16 protein-coding genes are annotated in these 17,183 nt (G+C 45.0%); 10 read left to right on the plus strand and 6 right to left on the minus strand.

Annotation, left to right across the window (positions count from 1 at the left end):
- Window positions 1-33 precede the first annotated feature (33 nt).
- The 3 genes from bfr to Q0241_RS19855 all read right to left on the minus strand — a co-directional run bounded on the left by bfr (window position 34) and on the right by Q0241_RS19855 (window position 2,245).
- A complete protein-coding gene (gene bfr, locus Q0241_RS19845) occupies window positions 34-513 on the minus strand; it encodes a bacterioferritin (RefSeq protein WP_299380817.1) in 480 nt (159 codons plus the stop codon).
- Between the two features lie 308 nt (window positions 514-821).
- A complete protein-coding gene (locus Q0241_RS19850) occupies window positions 822-1,886 on the minus strand; it encodes a PLP-dependent aminotransferase family protein (protein ID WP_366941206.1) in 1,065 nt (354 codons plus the stop codon).
- Window positions 1,871-2,245, minus strand: coding sequence for a GntR family transcriptional regulator (locus Q0241_RS19855; protein WP_299380818.1), 375 nt, complete (start codon window positions 2,243-2,245; stop codon window positions 1,871-1,873). The genes Q0241_RS19850 and Q0241_RS19855 overlap by 16 nt, the downstream gene beginning before the upstream one ends.
- 106 nt (window positions 2,246-2,351) lie before the next feature.
- On the opposite strand from Q0241_RS19855, the gene Q0241_RS19860 reads away from it, so the two are divergent.
- From Q0241_RS19860 to ettA, 6 genes are all read left to right on the plus strand, one after another.
- On the plus strand, window positions 2,352-2,966 hold the full coding sequence (locus tag Q0241_RS19860) for a LysE family translocator (RefSeq protein WP_299380819.1): 615 nt from the start codon (window positions 2,352-2,354) through the stop codon (window positions 2,964-2,966).
- A gap of 435 nt (window positions 2,967-3,401) precedes the next feature.
- A complete protein-coding gene (locus tag Q0241_RS19865) occupies window positions 3,402-4,934 on the plus strand; it encodes a short-chain fatty acyl-CoA regulator family protein (protein WP_299380820.1) in 1,533 nt (510 codons plus the stop codon).
- Window positions 4,935-5,051: 117 nt separating this feature from the next.
- On the plus strand, window positions 5,052-5,435 hold the full coding sequence (locus tag Q0241_RS19870) for a response regulator (RefSeq protein ID WP_299380821.1): 384 nt from the start codon (window positions 5,052-5,054) through the stop codon (window positions 5,433-5,435).
- A 61-nt stretch (window positions 5,436-5,496) separates the two neighbouring features.
- The gene (locus Q0241_RS19875; protein WP_299380822.1) at window positions 5,497-5,835 is read left to right on the plus strand and encodes a hypothetical protein; all 339 of its coding nucleotides are present in this window, start codon (window positions 5,497-5,499) and stop codon (window positions 5,833-5,835) included.
- Window positions 5,825-8,581, plus strand: a complete 2,757-nt coding sequence (locus tag Q0241_RS19880) for a sensor histidine kinase (protein ID WP_299380823.1) — start codon at window positions 5,825-5,827, stop codon at window positions 8,579-8,581. The genes Q0241_RS19875 and Q0241_RS19880 overlap by 11 nt, the downstream gene beginning before the upstream one ends.
- Before the next feature lie 124 nt (window positions 8,582-8,705).
- Entirely contained in the window at window positions 8,706-10,382 is a 1,677-nt protein-coding gene (gene ettA, locus Q0241_RS19885) for an energy-dependent translational throttle protein EttA (RefSeq protein ID WP_299380824.1), read from the plus strand.
- Between the two features lie 187 nt (window positions 10,383-10,569).
- On the opposite strand, the gene Q0241_RS19890 is transcribed toward ettA, so the two are convergent.
- Together Q0241_RS19890 and Q0241_RS19895 are read right to left on the minus strand one after the other, a co-directional pair.
- Entirely contained in the window at window positions 10,570-11,217 is a 648-nt protein-coding gene (locus Q0241_RS19890; protein WP_299380825.1) for a phospholipid-binding protein MlaC, read from the minus strand.
- 3 nt (window positions 11,218-11,220) lie between these two features.
- A complete protein-coding gene (locus Q0241_RS19895) occupies window positions 11,221-12,114 on the minus strand; it encodes a VacJ family lipoprotein (RefSeq protein WP_299380826.1) in 894 nt (297 codons plus the stop codon).
- A 385-nt stretch (window positions 12,115-12,499) separates the two neighbouring features.
- Here Q0241_RS19895 and Q0241_RS19900 point away from each other — a divergent pair, with 385 nt between their 5' ends.
- The 3 genes from Q0241_RS19900 (at window position 12,500) to Q0241_RS19910 (ending at window position 15,687) form a co-directional block, all read left to right on the plus strand.
- Window positions 12,500-12,997, plus strand: coding sequence for a thioesterase family protein (locus Q0241_RS19900; RefSeq protein WP_299380827.1), 498 nt, complete (start codon window positions 12,500-12,502; stop codon window positions 12,995-12,997).
- A 50-nt stretch (window positions 12,998-13,047) separates the two neighbouring features.
- Entirely contained in the window at window positions 13,048-13,599 is a 552-nt protein-coding gene (locus tag Q0241_RS19905) for a pentapeptide repeat-containing protein (RefSeq protein WP_299380828.1), read from the plus strand.
- Window positions 13,600-13,908: 309 nt separating this feature from the next.
- The gene (locus tag Q0241_RS19910; protein WP_299380829.1) at window positions 13,909-15,687 is read left to right on the plus strand and encodes a chloride channel protein; all 1,779 of its coding nucleotides are present in this window, start codon (window positions 13,909-13,911) and stop codon (window positions 15,685-15,687) included.
- Window positions 15,688-15,780: 93 nt separating this feature from the next.
- Here the strand turns inward: Q0241_RS19910 and Q0241_RS19915 are convergent, their stop codons facing one another.
- Window positions 15,781-16,914 (minus strand): succinylglutamate desuccinylase/aspartoacylase family protein, encoded by a 1,134-nt coding sequence (locus Q0241_RS19915; RefSeq protein WP_299380830.1) that lies wholly within the window; start codon window positions 16,912-16,914, stop codon window positions 15,781-15,783.
- Between the two features lie 136 nt (window positions 16,915-17,050).
- Here Q0241_RS19915 and Q0241_RS19920 point away from each other — a divergent pair.
- On the plus strand, window positions 17,051-17,183 hold a 133-nt coding region (locus Q0241_RS19920), incomplete at its 3' end, for a UvrD-helicase domain-containing protein (protein ID WP_299380832.1).

The following is a 17,183-nucleotide window of genomic DNA, read 5'->3' on the forward strand; positions in this document are numbered from 1 at the left end:
AGGGGCTTTGTGCTCCCAAAGGATCAATTAAATTTAGTCGCCTTCGACTTTGCACTGTGATTGGATGTAGTTTTGAATACCAATACGTTTAATCAACTCAAACTGAGTTTCGAGGTGATCCACATGCTCTTCTTCGTCAACCAGAATTTCACGAAGCAATTCGCGACTGCCATAATCTTGGACAGAGTCGCAATAGGCGATGCCTTCTTTATAAACCTCAACGGCTTCTAGTTCACCTTCGAGGTCACACTTAAGAATTTCTTCTACGTCTTCGCCGATTTTAAGTTTATTGAGGTTTTGAAGATTTGGGAAGCCATCAAGAAGTAAAATACGATCCATAAGCTTATCAGCATGTTGCATTTCTTCGATGGATTCTTTGTATTCGTGCTTGGCAAGGCCTTCAACGCCCCAGTCTTGTAAGAGTTTGTAGTGAAGGTAGTACTGGTTAATTGCTGTCAACTCGTGCGTTAATGCAGTGTTTAGTAGTTCGATAACTTTTTTGTCGCCTTTCATGGGGTCCTCGCTTTTAATTCGTTCGTGGTGAAATTTATTATCTTATCACAGGTTGTAATCTACTTTAGAATCTTTCCAATAATGTAAATTGTTTGCTGAAAAATTCAAGTACTTTATCAGGAAATTTATTTCCTGATAATGATTATTAATCACTTTTGGGATTGATGTTAAGTTTATTTTTATTGTTTTAAGTACTGAGGTGACATGTAGTTTATGTTTTTTCGTATTTTTTGGTATTTTTTTATTATAGGTCATTTGATGACAGTATAGATTAATTTTATATTTTAATTTTGTTTTTCTTTATTGTTCTAGAAAAAATCGCACGAGTTTTCATTTGGGTTTGATAAGACTGCTTTGAGTTTTATTAACGCTTTTTCTAACTTATGAGCCGTGTCAGGTGCCATGATCGAGAGCCTGACGTTATGCTTTCCAGCTGTTGTATTGTTGGCGAAGCGACTTCCGTCAAGAATGTGGACTCCAGCTTCGGCAGCACGCCGCACGAGTTGGGGAATTGGTATATCTTTGGGGAAACCTATCCATGCATGTGATTGACAGGTTTTTAGGTCGGTTGCGTATGGCGAGAGAAGCTGGGTTGTGAGCTCGTGGCGTTTTCTTGCTTCGGATCTTATTTGGCGTGTAAAGGAATTGAGATCGTCCCCGCGTCCTGCGATTTCTATTGCTGTATTGATAAGGATAGGAGAAACCATCCAGGTTTGCGCTGTGATGCCCTGTGCCATAAGCATAGTGATATGGGGTGGGGCAACTGCAAAACCTATCCTCAACGAGGGTGAAATTCTTTTTGCCAAGCCGCTGAGATAAACAGTTTGGTCGGGAAAAAGATGCGCGTAAGGGGGCGGGGCATCTGGGTATAGAAAGCCATAGATATCATCTTCTATAATGAGGACATCGTACTTTTGTGCTATGAGGCCGATCTCTTGACGCCGGGAAAGAGGTGTTGTGATGCAGGTTGGGTTATGGCCTGTGGCTGTTGTTACGAGAATACGAATGCGACCTTTTTTGCATTGCTGCTCAAAAGAAATTGGACAGATGCCCCGTTTATCGGTTTCCACGGTTATACTGGATAACCCCAATTGGGATATGGCAGCACCGACACCTGGATAGCTCAGGGGTTCAAGACATATTGTATCCCCAGGGGATGTCAGACGCCCAAGGGCCGTATATACACCGTTTTGGGCGCCATGATTTATAAGCATTCTATCTTCGGATACATCCTGTAATAAGGGGGGCAAAAAAGCACGTAATGCTAGTTTTTGCTGGGTATCACCAAAACCGTCTCGATAGGTCATAAGGTTATAGCTGGAGGCTTTTGTCGCTGTACGTTGTAGCGCCCAACGAATTATTTCTTCCCCCAGTCGTTCGCAATTGCGTTCATTCCCAGATCAATGACCGGGCCAGTAGTTAAGGATTGTTCTCGCTTCTCTTGATGGGGTTTGGGAAGAATAACATCTGCCCCAATGTTTGCTGCCTCTTGTACAAAAGTTCCTTGGCCAACCCTAGCATTTACCAACCCCTTGCGTTCTAAGGAGCTGTATACACGTGACATCGTACCAAGGCTGCACTTGGCTTCCCACGCGGCGGTACGTAAAGGGGGTAACTTCTCACCTGGTTTCAGCATGCCATCCCGGATGGCACCTTTGAACAGCTGTTCCAAATGGGCGTACTTCTGCCCTGTGTTGGATTGGTTTTCTGCTATGAGCGTTAAAATTGTCATAGGAACAATATAATAATTGTTCAGTGAACATTTCAATATGAATATTTGGGGTATGAAAAATGTGACCAGACATATTGTCTGAGATTGAAGGAAAGGAACATTTGCGATGCCGATTGAAAATATTATACCTGCCTTGATTTTTGCTGCGGTTATGTCTGGCACACCGGGGCCAGCAAATATGATATTGATGGCGACAGGTGCAAAGCTAGGTTTTAGAGGTGCTTTTCCTTTTACGATGGGGGTGCAGAGTGGCTTCTTCTTGGTTCTTGCTGTTACAGCTTTTGGGGTGACAACCCTTATGAAAGGGGTGCCTGGGCTGGCGCCAGTTATAACCGTGGTTAGTAGTGGTTATTTACTGTATCTGGCTTGGAAAATAGCGCGTTCGGATCCGGGAAGCCTCTCTGGAGAACACAGTGTAGATGCCTTGGGGTATTTAAAGGGCTTGATTGTGCACCCTATGAACCCAAAGGCGTGGTTGATGGCAACAACGGTGTTTGCGCAGTTTACAAATCAATCTAGCCCAGCTTGGGAGCAGTGGGCGGTGATGTGTGTTGTTTTTATAATTGGTGGCTTCCCGACAAACTGTATGTGGTCCTGGGGCGGTGCTAAAATAATATCTGCGATCCAGAGCCGGCAAAAACGGTTGATTGTAAATGGTGTGCTGGCTGTTTTGACCGTTGCTATTGTGGCCTATATGGGAATTAGCCAAGTCATGGCCTGATAAAAGTCATAACCAGATACAAGTGGTAACCAGATAAAAGATGTCATCTTCTGAGCAAAAAAAGACGAGAGGGGCATTGCCTCTCTCGCTCAGTAAGGTCGATAGAGCTTCACTGATTACAAAGTTGGCGGTAATCAGCTTGCCTATATCTCTAAAGTCTTTTTCGATCCGGGCGAAAACACAAAACGCCTGAACCAACCTCAGAGATTAAATCTCTGCCTTAATCTGCGGAGGCCTGTATTCCATTAAGGAATGAAAGGCATTGCAGGGCAGAAGCACGATGGCTCATGCACAAAAGCCATAACTAACAAAATCAAGCACAGGGACTGACTTGTTTGTGAAAATTAAAATAGAATTCACAGCGAGATCTGGCAATAAAACGTTGTGTTGTTTTGAAAATTTTGTAAAATTATTTAGGGAGATTTTCAAAATTTTGTGAAAGCTGTAAATGTTATGGCAAGACAAGTCTTTGCAGGGCGGAAAATTCGCCATTTAAGAAGCCAGATCGGCCTTACACAAATTGCGATGGCAAAGAAAATTGATATTTCGGCTGCCTATTTAAATCTTGTTGAACACAATCAACGCCCTTTGTCACGGAAGCTACAAAAAAAACTGGAAGTGGCTTTTAATGTTAAGGAAGGTGAACTCACCGGGGGAGAAGAAGCAAGATTACTTTCCGCGATGAATGAGCTTTTTTCGGATCCTCTGTTTGAACGGTCCAGGCTTAATAGCACAGTACTTGGTGATTTTGTCGCCATGCACCCTGAAATCAGCCGTGCCCTGTTAAAGCTTTACCGTGCGTTTCGAAATGCACGCGAAGATACCCTCAAAGCACGGGAGTCAATTTCCGCTGATCCCTATTTCACGGAAACAAGCCATCAACTTTTGACGCAGCTAACATCTATTCGGTCGTTTGCCGAGATTTTGCAGGACAATGATGATCTTTCAGAGCATCAGCGCGAACGCTTTACCAATGTTTTGGTCGATGAAAGTCAGAAATTGACCTCAATGGTTGGAGAGTTGTTTGATTTTATTAATGGTGAATCCAAAAAGGGCACTTTGTTGAGCGAGACGCCTACTGATGAAGTGGTGGATATGCTTTCGGCCAACGATCACTACTTTCCTGTTCTTGAATCCGCAGCCGAAGAGCTTAGAAGTAGATTGGGAGAACCCAAGCCCTATGGATTGTTTGATGCCTTGGCTAACTATCTAGATCAGCAACTCGGCATAAAGGTCGAGATTGTCCCTGTATCTTCACAGGGTACTCTGCAGCGTGGTATGTGGGAATTAGAAGGTGAAGACGGTGGGACGCTCAGGCTTATGGAAACACTGGCGACCAGTTCTTTAAACTTTAGAATGGCACGCATAATTGCAGAAGTTGCTTATGCTGATGTGCTGGAAAAGGTCCTTGCTGATGTGCCTCTTGGTAGTGATGAAGCTCAAAGCTTATGTTTGAAGGCGCTGGGAAGTTATTTTGCCGGTGCTGTGATGATGCCCTACAGCGTATTTCGGATCGCAGCTTATGATCTTCGTCATGATATTGACCTGCTCCGTCGGCGTTTTCGGGCTGGTTTTGAGCAGGTCTGCCATCGACTGACAACCTTGCAGAAGCCTGAAGAAGAAGGTGTTCCTTTTCACTTTATTCGTGTTGATCTTGCTGGGCAGATATCAAAACGTTTTAGTGCGTCAGGCCTGCGTATCCCGCGGTATGGTGTTTTGTCTCCAGATTGGGGTGTTCAGGATGCATTTCTTAAGCCTGGGCGTATTAACCTTCATTCTTTACGCGATGAAGATCAAAGTATCTACTTTTCGATTTCAAAGACAGTGACAAAGCCTGGGGTTATGGTAGGGCAGGCGGGGAATACCTATGCCATTAGTCTGGGGTGTGAAGCGTCATTTGCCCGTCATGTGGTTTATGCTGACGGTGTTGATTTTTCCCATCCGGATAGTGTTTTAATGGGGAGCTAACTCCTACAGCAAGGATGAATGAAAAACACAGCTTGGCAAAACACCTAGCCAGACTGTAATGTAGGACCTACAGGGAATAAAAAAGAGATAACCGGATAACGCGGAGAAAGGCAGAAAATGCCTCAAACGGTTCTCGTGGTCGAGGACGAGCCTCATATTGTCGACTCATTAAGCTTTTTGATGAAGAAAGCTGGCTTTGAAGTCTTTATTGCGCGTGATGGCGATGCAGCATTGCGGATGGTGAAAAGCCGTCCACCAGATCTGATGCTGCTTGATATCATGTTGCCAAGAAAAGACGGTTTTGAAGTCTTGAAATCTGTGCGTTCAAATGATGCGTGGAAAGAAATACGTGTTATTTTGCTTACGGCAAAGGGACGTGATGTTGATCGATTGAAGGGGATGGAACTCGGTGCTGATGACTTTGTGACGAAGCCTTTTTCAACAAAGGATGTTGTTCGACTGGTCAAGCAGCATTTAGGTGTTGAAGATAAATTGGCGTAGATCTTATAGAATCAAACGCTGATTTTGTGACACGAGTTCGCATTCCCCAGAAGGAGTATGAGTGAGGCGTCCAGGTGATAAAGGCGATCGTAGTATTGCGCTTTTTTTATTGGCATTACTGCTTTTTAGCCCCCTTTTTCTATCCATTTTCAGTAGTGAAAAGCTAATATGGGGCGTTCCGCCGTTGTTTTTGTATCTTTTTATCGTATGGGGCGGGATTATTCTGGCCGTAGCGTGGTCTGCATCAAAAGACGCTGATGATTCGACGGGCGCTCTTGATCCCTATTCTTCTCCGGTAATTGATACGCTGGGGGCCGAGACTAGAGGCCTGCCGGATAAAGAACTGGAAAAGCAGCAAGAGAAAGACCTGTTGTCAAAGGATCATGACCATGTTGGTTGACTGGATTATTATCCTTTCTTCTATTGCTTACCTGCTCGTTCTTTTTGCGATTGCCTATGTGGCAGATAAGCGTGCTGAAAGAGGGGTGGGCATAACGTCTCATCCCTATGTTTATGCGCTTTCTCTTGGAGTGTATTGTACATCTTGGACGTTCTATGGGTCTGTTGGCCTTGCTGCATCTAGTGGATTGAATTTTTTACCAATTTATCTAGGGCCGACACTTGTTTTTGTACTTTGGTGGTTGGTTGTTAAAAAGATCATCAGGATTACGAAAGCTCATAGAATAACCTCAATTGCTGATTTTATATCATCACGTTACGGTAAAAGTACGCCTTTGAGTGCATTGGTTACTATTATCGCGGTTGTGGGCATTGTCCCCTATATATCTCTTCAGCTCAAAGCTGTTGCAATTAGCTTTAATGTTTTAAAGCAATACCCCGAAGTTGTCGCGCCGCTTAATTCGCCACCGATTGCCACTGTTGCTGATACTGCATTCTGGGTTGCATTGGTTCTGGCAATTTTTGCGATTTTATTTGGTACCAGGAATATTGATAATAGTGAACATCACGATGGTGTCGTGGTCGCTATTGCCTTTGAATCGGTTGTAAAGCTACTGGCTTTTCTCGCGGTAGGTATTTTTGTGACCTTTGGGCTTTATGATGGGTTTGGCGACCTATTTAAGCAAGCATCCCGGGTACCGGAACTTGTTCAATTAATGACATTTGAAAAAGAAGGGGCCTATGTTACTTGGGTCACGTTAACCACATTGTCGATGGTTGCCGCAGTTTGTTTGCCTAGACAGTTTCAGGTTATTGCAGTTGAGAATGTTAATGAGCCCGGGCTTAGGAAAGGTGTATGGCTTTTCCCGCTCTATCTATTGGCAATTAATGTGTTCGTATTGCCGATTGCTTTGGGGGGGATGCTTCAGTTTCCCAAGGGGGGGATGAATGCGGATACTTTTATTCTCACGCTTCCTATGGCTCATGGGCAGGAGATGTTGGCTCTTTTGGTCTTTTTGGGCGGGTTGTCCGCAGCGACATCGATGGTCATTGTTGCAACGATAGCTTTAAGTACGATGGTGTGTAACGATTTGGTAATGCCGATACTTTTACGCTGGAATTGGCTGGGACTAAAGCAGAAGAGTGATTTTACTGGGGTTCTGCTTTTTGTCCGACGTAGCAGTATTATCCTGATTCTTTTGTTCGGATATGCCTATTTCCGCTTTTTGGGTGAAAGCGATGCGTTGGTTACCATTGGCCTGATTTCATTCGCTGCGGTCTTCCAATTCGCACCGGCTATGATCGGGGGAATGTTCTGGAAAGGTGGTAATCGCAAAGGGGCTTTGGTTGGGCTTTCTTGCGGAATTATTGTGTGGGCTTATACGCTTCTTTTGCCTTCGTTTGCCAAGTCAGGTGTGTTGCCAATTACTTTCATTGCGGCTGGTCCTTGGGGGATTGAGTTGCTCAGACCCTATGAACTGTTTGGTTTGCAAGGGATTGACCACCTAACCCATTCTCTTTTCTGGACAACGGTTTTTAATGTCGGGGGGTATGTCTTTGTCTCACTCTATACGCGGCATTCTGCTATTGAGAGGGTACAAGGAGCCTTGTTTGTTGATGTTTACCGCTACGCTGATCAGGGGCCACGGTCTCAATTATGGCAAGGGTCTGCATCAGTTGAAGACCTGTTTAATCTTCTGGTCCGTTTTTTGGGGCGCGCAAGGGCAGACAGAGCCTTTAGCGGATATTTCAGGGATAGAGGGCTGGAACGCAGACGTGTCATTGCGGCGGATGCGGATCTCGTTCATCTGACGGAGCGATTACTTTCTGGTGCTATTGGTGCGGCTTCGGCCCGTGTGATGATATCTTCTGTTGTGAAGGGAGAAGTTGTTCGGCTGGAAGAGGTGATGACGATTTTGGATGAAACATCGCAAGTCATTGAGTACAGCCAAAATCTGGAGCAAAAATCCAAGGAGTTGGAGAGCACCACATCTCAGTTGCGTGCGGCAAATGAGCGACTTCAGGAACTTGATCGTCTGAAAGATGAATTTCTGTCTACTGTTAGTCATGAATTGAGAACACCCCTTACCTCTATTCGCTCATTTAGTGAAATTCTGAGTGACCATCCTGATTTGGAAGACGAAGAAAAAAGCAGGTTCCTGGGGATTATTGTAAAGGAAAGCGTTCGTCTAACCCGTCTTATTAATCAGGTGCTTGATCTGGCGAAAATTGAAGCTGGGCAAATGGAATGGATTTTGGAAGATTTAGACATTCCACAGGTTGTTGAAAACGCTATGGATACGATGTCTGCAACCTTAAGCGAAAAAGATATTGCGCTTGATGTTGATTTTGAGCCGAACCTGCCCGAAATCAGGGGGGATAGAGATCGACTAATGCAGGTCTTTGTGAACCTACTTTCCAATGCTGTGAAATTTTGTGACGAAGATCAAGGCTGGGTCAAGGTATCAGTTTTTCGACAGGGGCAAGAAATGGCAATCACAGTGTCAGATAATGGGCGAGGCGTTCCGTGGCAAGCTCGAGAGTATATTTTTGAGAAATTCCATCAATCCCGGGAAGGTCTTGCTGATAAACCCCATGGAACTGGATTGGGCCTAAGCATTTCTCGTCAGATTGTTGAATATTTCGGGGGGCGTCTGGAGCTGGTTCAAACGGGGAGTAAGGGATCTGTTTTCGGGGTCTTTTTACCTTTGCCTGCAGCACAGGTAATCGCTAAGGCTGGGCAATAGAACGATAGTTCGTTTCAGATTAATCTTTGGCTTGCTGATGATTGCGTCAAGCTGTTCAATAGGGTAAAACCGCATCAACGCAGGCTTACTGCAAAATTACACATACCATTAATTGGAGCGCCGAATGGCATCATATCAGTACATCTATCAAATGGATGGGGTTTCTAAAACCTTTCCCGGTGGAAAACAGGTTCTAAAGAACATTCATTTGAACTTTCTTCCTGGCGCAAAAATCGGCGTTTTGGGGCTGAATGGTTCAGGTAAGTCGACCCTGATGAAAGTCATGGCGGGTCTGGATAACGAAATCAATGGCGAGGCACGTGCTGCCGACGGTGTGAAAGTTGGTTACCTGCCTCAAGAACCGCAGCTTGATCCTGAAAAGGATGTTGCGGGAAATGTTTTCGAGGGCGTAGCAGAAACAAAAGCGCTGTTGGAAAATTTCGAAGCATTGAGTGCCAAGTTTGCCGAAGTTGATCCGGACGAAATGGATGATTTGATCGCGCAACAAGGCGAGCTACAGGAAAAAATTGATGCTCTCGATGCCTGGGACCTTGATCGTCAGGTTGAAATTGCTATGGATGCCCTGCGCTGCCCACCCGGTGATGCCGATGTGACAAAGCTGTCAGGTGGTGAGCGCCGCCGCGTTGCTTTGTGCCAGTTGCTTCTATCTACACCTGATATGCTACTTCTCGATGAGCCTACCAACCACCTTGATGCTGAATCAGTATCATGGCTAGAGCGCTTCTTGGAAGACTATAAAGGGACTGTTGTGTGTGTGACGCACGATAGATACTTCCTGGATAATGTTGCGGGCTGGATTTTGGAACTCGACCGCGGAGAAGGTATTCCCTACGAAGGAAACTATTCAAGTTGGCTGGAGCAAAAGCAGAAGCGTCTTTCGATTGAAGAGAAGCAGGAAAGCGCGAAGCAGAAATTCCTTAAAGACGAATTGCAATGGGTACGTCAGGGGGCGAAAGCGCGTCAGACAAAATCTAAAGCACGTCTACAGGCTTATGAAACATTGGTACAAGAAGAAAGCTCTCGTGCGCCGGACCCGGGTCGTATTGTTATCCCGCCCGCTCCACGTTTGGGAGATCTTGTTATTGAAGCGAATAACCTTTCAAAAGCTTTTGGCGATAAGCTTCTGATCGAAGATCTGAACTTCAAAATTCCGAAAGGTGCCATTGTTGGTATTATCGGTCCTAACGGGGCTGGTAAAACGACATTGTTCAGAATGATCACTGGTCAAGAAGAGCCAAGCGAAGGTTCTATGAATGTTGGTGAGACTGTCGAAATCGGATATGTCGATCAAAGCCGTGATGCGCTTTCTGCTGAAAAGAATGTTTGGGAGGAAATCTCGGACGGGCTTGATGTCATTGAGATTGGTAAGCACACCTATCAGTCCCGTTCTTATGTGGGCGCGTTTAACTTCAAGGGGGGTGATCAGCAAAAGAAAGTTGGACAGCTTTCCGGTGGTGAGCGAAATCGTGTGCATCTTGCAAAGATGTTACGTAAAAGCGCGAACGTTATTCTTCTCGATGAGCCGACAAATGATTTGGACGTGGATACACTGCGTTCTCTCGAAGAATCAATTCTTGATTATAGCGGTTGTGTCTTGGTGACATCGCACGATCGCTGGTTCTTGGACCGTATCGCAACCCATATTTTAGCCTTTGAGGGCGACAGCCAGGTCGTGTGGTTCGAAGGAAATTATGAAGATTATGAAGCTGATCGCAAGCGTCGCTTGGGTGCAGAGGCTGATCAACCACATCGTATTAAATACAAACCTTTGAAACGGTAGAGAGGTTCTCTACTTGATTATAAAAGGTGTCGGAACATATCGTTTCGACACTTTTTTTTGTTAAACGGAACGAGACATTACTTGCCTATAATAGCTGCCCAATAATCACATTTCATTTTGCACATACAAAAAAAGCCTCGGATTTTAAAATCCGAGGCTTTTAAATGTTTTTGTCGTGCGACTTGTCCTAGCTGCTTTCTTTAGGAGCAAAAGCACCTGATTGGACTTTTTCGCGTAGCTTGCTGTTAAGCGCAGAAAGGTCTCCACCGAGGCTTTTTAAGGCTGATGTATAATCGGATCTGTAAGTGGATCGCAGGCTAATGCCTTCGGCAGCAATATCTGTAATGATATAAGAAGATGAGTCTTCTTTCTTTTCAACGCGCCACAGTATCTGTGCAGGCTCTCCGTTTTCAGCTTTAATTGTGCTGAAGACGATAAAAAAAGATTTTTTTGGAACAACTTTTGTTATTTCAAAATCTGAGCTTGCATATTGGTTGAAAGTTGGCAGGAAGCGTTGAACCATGACATCTTCAAATATTACCTTGAATTCATCACGATGTCCTGTTTCAGCTTTGCGCCAATACTTGCCAATCACAAAGCGTGCGATACCTTCAACATCGAAATTTTCCTTTAGAAGGGTGCGGAACTGTTTTTCACGATCTTCTAAGGAAACGTCTTCGTTTGATAGTTGAGTAATGGCTTTTTCTTGCAGGGCCTTTAGGAAGAGACCTGCGTCATCGTCTGCATGTACCGTGCCATTAAAGGCGGTCAAACAGAAAGCAGCCCCCACAAGGAGAGCTGCTATGTTTTTTATAAAGCAAGTAATGTGCTTCATGGCTTATTCCACAAGAGAAACTTGATCATCATCTTCAGGGAAGATGTCTGTTAATCCTGGCGCCAATGTTGGTTCTACGTCACCGTCATTAATTTCGTTTTCGCGTTTCTGATGGTACAGCGAACGAACTCGGGCATAGAAATCAACTGAATCACGCTCTAGCTCATCAAGTGTTTCAATGTTACGTGATCTTTTGTCGATACCGTCTGTCACCTTGCGTGCAATCAGAACTTCTGTTTTTGCAACATAAGTCAATGGATCAAGAAGCGCGTCACCGATCAGGCCAACACCATCACGAACGTTGGATGGACCAAGAATTGGAAGAACCAGATAGGGACCTTCGGGAACACCCCAAGTGCCCATGGTCTGACCAAAATCTTCAGAATGATATTCTAGACCAGTTTGACCCGCAACGTCTGCCAAGCCACCGGCACCAGCAATCGTATTCACCAAGAATCGTGCAAAAGTATTTTCTGCCTTCTCGATATCACCTTGAAGAAGATCATTCGCAAGGATGACAGGTGAGTATGTGTTTCTGATGAAGTTTCGAACAGAATCACGAATAGGTGATGGGACAATGAAACGGTAGCCTTCTGCAACTGGGCGGAAGATCAGCGTATCTGCTGCATCGTTAAACGCAAAAATAAAGCGGTTAACGGTTTCAATTGGATCGTTGTCACCTTCTTCAACTGCAGCAGAGCTTTCAGTCTGCGCCCACTGATCATCAGTGGTAGCATTCGCTTCATCCTGCAGCGTTGAATTTGGCTTGCTTGCACAGCCTGTCACAAAAATAGCAACAGCAGTAAAAGCCACCAAACGTTTAATTAGTCGAGAATTAATCTCGGACAAAATACCTAACCCCACGACATTTCGCCTATCATTTGTTTCTACGGTCATAACACTTGTCCACCAGAGACCCCCCTGACACTTGCTCGATATACGTTCGTATCTCAAAGCAAATGCATATGAACAAAACAAAAATACTTAATGCTCTTAAAAGGTAAAAAACAATACGTTCTTTTAAAGAGTACAAAACTTAGTATGGTTGAGTATCACAGGCTTGATAGCAAAACCAGTCATAAGAGTAATAAAATGCGGCAGAAGAAATGGACTGTTGCATTTTTGCATCATCATCCTTTGATTTGTTTTAAATTTTAGAAAAACAAGGCTTGCGAATCTTTGTTAGCGTAATGTTTTATTAATCTTTTTTCGCAATGTGGTTTTAAATGGATTCGTTACGCATTGTGTTGTTTTCTTATTTATTGGATAGAGGAATATAGGCGTGATTAATTCGAACGAGGTAATGCCCCTGATTACTTTTGAAGGGCGCGTTCCGTCCGAATGGCTTGATTATAACGGGCATATGAATGTTGCTTATTATATGCACGTTTTCTGTGATGCGACGGATGCTTTTCTAGAGTTCTTCGGGGTGACGGAAGGCTATCGACAAGAAAAGAGATGTTCGACCTTCGTGGTTGAAAATCATGTGAACTATGTAAAAGAACTACACCATGGTTCGAATATGAGAGTTGAAACCAGGTTGCTGGGGTTTGATCGTAAAAAGATGAGCTACCACCATTCACTTTATAATGTTGATGCGGGGTATTTAGCCGCGACGTCTGAATGGATCTCTCTTCATGTGGATCTGGAAAAACGGGCCTCATGTGAAATGCCGGATACATTGGTTTGTAACCTGAGTGATATATACGAAGCTCAAAAGGACATGCCCTTGCCTGTTAATATCGGGCGATCAATAATGTCATGGGATAATAAATCCTGATCTGTTTGTCCTAATCTGTATCTTGCGGCTAAATTGCGAAAGGGTAGTAAGTGAAATTGAATTTACTTGAAGTTAGGCCTTTGATTTCTAACATTAAGGTTATGAAAAAAAGTCTTTGTCTCGCGATTCTCGTTTTTACCTATTTTCAATCTTCCTCTGTTGTTCTCGCAGCCTGTACAGATCCGGCAGGGGCTGATGTGGATTGGCAACGGTGTAATATGGACGGCTTGAACTTGGATAATGTCGATCTTTCCGGTTCTCATTTACGAGGCGCGAGCTTTTTGCGTGGCTCGCTTGATCGCGCTGATCTTAATAATATTTCTGCCTTTAGGGCCAAATTTGTCAGTGCTTCATTGGTTGAGGTCGATTTTTCAAAAGCTTCGTTGCCCGAAGCTGACTTTACCAAAGCAGATCTACAATCTGCTAATTTCACCAAAGCAAATTTGAAACGTGCCCGGCTTTTTAAAACAAATTTAAGAGGTGCCAATCTGACCAAGGCAAAAATAGAGGGTGCCGATTTAACAAAGGCTGATTTGTCCGGTGCAACGTGGGTCGATGGAAAAAGAATTTGCGCTGAGGGATCGATAGGACGCTGTAAATAGTATTTTTGTGAATACATTTAGCCAGTCTGTTTTAATGCCACTCATCTTTTGTGCTAGCTAGTTTTAACAAAAGTGTTTCATGTGCTGTTTTAGGTAATTTTATAAAAAAATACATTGTTCTGGTGGAACTATAATTTCCATAGCGTTATAACGCTTATTAGAACAACTAAATACTTTAGCTGCGGATGGCGGTCCTGCTTAACTCAATTTGTACTTCTTTTTTACTTCTAGGGATGGGTAGCGGCACAATCTGTATGATTGGCTTGTGTCCAAACGTTATCTTTAGCTCTCTCGCGAAACAGGGCCAGTATGTCCAAAGATAAAGCCCCCCGATTGTCTCCGATACAACAGATCAAGCAATTCATACAAAATGAACAGGTCATTCTATCGTCTTTGGCTGTCATTATTGGTGTGGCTGCCGGGCTTGCTGCAATGGCATTTCGCCATTTTATTGATCTTGTTCAGATGTTTTTTTACGGCTTTCAAGGCGAAAAGGTATCCGCTGGGATCGCTGGGTTGCCGTGGTGGCAAATTGTTCTGGTGCCTGTCATTGGGGGAGGAATAGTTGGATTATTCATTCGACACTTTCTGCCAGATGGTAAACCGCAAAGTGTCCCCCATGTAATCGAAGCAACTGCGCTTAAGGGGGGACGTATGTCCTTGAGCATAGGTATTCGAGCTGCGATTGCATCTGCCTTTTCAATCGGTGTTGGTGCATCAGTGGGGCGTGAAGGACCTGTTGTCCATCTGGGGGCATCAATTGGTGCTTGGCTTTCCAAAAGATTACATCTTGGTTATTCCCTTTTTCGCACACTTTTGGGGTGTGGTGTTGCGGCTGCTATCGCGACGTCCTTTAATGCGCCTATTGCGGGTGTGTTTTTTGCTCTTGAAGTTGTCGTTGGTCACTATGCGCTTTCCGCTTTTGCACCAATCGTGATCGCGTCTGTCGTCGGTACGATCATCAGTCGTATTTATTACGGTGATTTTCCTGCCTTCATCTTGCCCAAGGCAATGTCCTTGTCGTCGTTTTGGGAATTTCCTGCCTTTGCTCTTTTGGGAATTATTTCGGCGCTAGCAGCGATCGCTTTTATGTGGGCAATTATTTTTGCGGAAGACACATTTAAAAAGTTAAATGTTCCTGTTTGGGTAAGGCCAATGGTCGGGGGACTAGCTTTGGGTGTTATGGCGCTTGTCTTCCCCCAAGTCCTTGGTGTTGGCTACGAGGCGACAGATGCAGCTTTGTCCGAGCTTTATCCATTGTGGCTATTGCTGGCCTTGATTGTGGTTAAAACTATAGCCACAGCCATTTCGCTGGGATCTGGGTTTTCTGGTGGAGTCTTTTCGCCGTCAATTTTTCTGGGGGCAATGGTCGGTGGCGCATATGGAATTATTGCCACCAGTATTTTCCCGGAACTCTCGTCCGGGACCGGGGCTTATACAGTAATCGGAATGGGGGCTGTTGCTGGGGCGGTTCTTGGTGCGCCGGTTTCGACTATTTTGATGATATTTGAACTGACAAACGACTATGCCTTAACCATTGCGGTGATGATCGCGACTTCTCTTGCGAGTGTGATTACGCAACAAGTCCATGGGCGTTCATTTTTTATGTGGCAGCTTGAAAGAAGAGGGGTTGAGATTCGCGGAGGACGAGAAGCAAGCCTGATGCGTTCCATTACCATATCGCATATGGTGCATAACGAAGTTTCAACCGTCGAAACGACTGCCAATTTGAATCATGTCAGGGAAGAAATTAGAAAAACAAGGCTTGGGCAGGTTTTTGTCGTTGATGAAGATGAGCGCCTTAAAGGGTCTATTACCTTTATTGAATTGGCGGACGGTCTGGATCTTCAAGAGGAAAAAGGCGTTGCCTTAACGGCATTGGATATTGCGAGAACGAAGGCTGTGCAGCTAGAAGAGAATTCGAACATTGAACAGGCACTCCAGGCTCATGGCGCAAGCGGTGAAGTCTATATTCCTGTCATTGATGAAGAGGGTATTCTCAAGGGCGTTCTACACGAACACGACGTTGCGCTTGCTTATAAAAAAGCGATGGAACAGGCGCGCGCAGAAGAGCGTGGTGACATGTAATTGATTCTGCCTAAAAATGATTTTTCTACAAATAAGGGCTGAGAACGATATGTCGTCTCAGCCCTTATCTATTTATCTGAATGCCCCCGGAAATTAGTCTTCCAAAAGATATCCTGCTTTGAGAGGTTCTTTCCCGGCAACTTTCCCGACCACAAGACCGGGTTTCACGGCTTTATGCTGGCGGCGCGTAAAGAATATACCGTCGGTTCCTGCATATATTGGAGTACGCGATTTGGTTGGATCTTCTGCGGCAGGATCAATCAAGGTAGCAATTTGATCACCTTTTTTGACGATTTCGCCAAGTTCCCTGCAGTAGGTAACAAAGCCAGCACCCGGTGAGGGAATAATCTCGCATGCGTCTGTACCCGTTGCTTCACACAATGGTGCAGGTATCGGGCCTGCGTCGCCTTCGATCAGGCCGCGGCGAATGAAAAACTTAAAGAGAGCCTCAGCATCTTTTGCCCCGATCTCGTCTGATACATCTGGGCGTCCGCGATGTTCGACAGTCATTGACATTGTGGCCTGTGGAATGGCTGCATCCGGGAAGAGGCGGGAAAGTTCAGCCCACGGGCGTGTGTATACTTCATCAAAGCTACCACCGCCGGAATTTTCGGCCATCATGACGGCTGTTGCGCCAAAGTCAGCGGCAAAATCCTGACAATCGGGCCAGTTAAGATCAGAAATGTAGAGGTAAGGAAGCGATTCATCATCACAGTGCAGGTCGAATACATAGTCTGCGCGGGCGGCTTCTTTCGTCAGTATTTTGCGAAGGCTGTCAAATTCACTTGCGGGTGTAACTTCGTTAAGAACGTCCTGCATAGTTGCGCGGATAAGCTTAACGTTGTCCTCTTTATCTTTTCCGAGCTTATCAATAAGGCGATCTTTCATCATTGCGGTTAGATCGTACCAACCACGGTTGAAGTTACCTTCGCCGCCACGATGAACGCGACCCAAAAGAATATCATCTTCAAACTGGTCCAACCCTATTGGATTGGCGAACGGCACAACGACAATTTCGCCTTTGAGCAATCCCTGTTGGTCCGCTTCTTCCAAGCGTTGCAGAAGATGATGTGTGCAAGCCATCGCCGGGGTTTCGTCCGCGTGCAGACAGGCCTGTACATAGGCAATCTTGCCATTAGTACCTGCACCGTAACGATGCATGGTTACGACCCGTTGTGTGCTTGGTGTTTCAGAAAGTAGCGCGTGGCGCTCTGTAATACGGGCCATGTTTTTTCCTGTATATTCTTGTGATCCAGACTTTTGCATAACATAAAGAGTTGTTTGATCTTTAGGTCAAGGGCTAAAAGTGGATGAGCTTGCCGAGAAGCTGCGCTATAAACCAATCATGATAGACGAATCGCAAATGCAAAACGACGGGCTACCGCCCTATCTTACTGGTCTAAATGAATCGCAGATGGATGCCGTTCAGACCACGGATGGACCTGTTCTTGTGCTGGCTGGGGCCGGGACGGGGAAGACGCGGGTTCTGACCACAC

The organism is uncultured Kiloniella sp. (assembly GCF_937128705.1).
Classification (GTDB): domain Bacteria; phylum Pseudomonadota; class Alphaproteobacteria; order Kiloniellales; family Kiloniellaceae; genus Kiloniella.

What these genes read in the sequence shown, in the direction of transcription:
- bfr (WP_299380817.1), bottom strand. Translation starts at nt 513, where the DNA reads ATGAAAGGCGACAAAAAAGTTATCGAACTACTAAACACTGCATTAACG.
- Q0241_RS19855 (WP_299380818.1), bottom strand. Translation starts at nt 2,245, where the DNA reads ATGACAATTTTAACGCTCATAGCAGAAAACCAATCCAACACAGGGCAG.
- Q0241_RS19860 (WP_299380819.1), top strand. Translation starts at nt 2,352, where the DNA reads ATGCCGATTGAAAATATTATACCTGCCTTGATTTTTGCTGCGGTTATG.
- Q0241_RS19870 (WP_299380821.1), top strand. Translation starts at nt 5,052, where the DNA reads ATGCCTCAAACGGTTCTCGTGGTCGAGGACGAGCCTCATATTGTCGAC.
- Q0241_RS19880 (WP_299380823.1), top strand. Translation starts at nt 5,825, where the DNA reads ATGTTGGTTGACTGGATTATTATCCTTTCTTCTATTGCTTACCTGCTC.
- ettA (WP_299380824.1), top strand. Translation starts at nt 8,706, where the DNA reads ATGGCATCATATCAGTACATCTATCAAATGGATGGGGTTTCTAAAACC.
- Q0241_RS19890 (WP_299380825.1), bottom strand. Translation starts at nt 11,217, where the DNA reads ATGAAGCACATTACTTGCTTTATAAAAAACATAGCAGCTCTCCTTGTG.
- Q0241_RS19895 (WP_299380826.1), bottom strand. Translation starts at nt 12,114, where the DNA reads ATGACCGTAGAAACAAATGATAGGCGAAATGTCGTGGGGTTAGGTATT.
- Q0241_RS19910 (WP_299380829.1), top strand. Translation starts at nt 13,909, where the DNA reads ATGTCCAAAGATAAAGCCCCCCGATTGTCTCCGATACAACAGATCAAG.
- Q0241_RS19915 (WP_299380830.1), bottom strand. Translation starts at nt 16,914, where the DNA reads ATGGCCCGTATTACAGAGCGCCACGCGCTACTTTCTGAAACACCAAGC.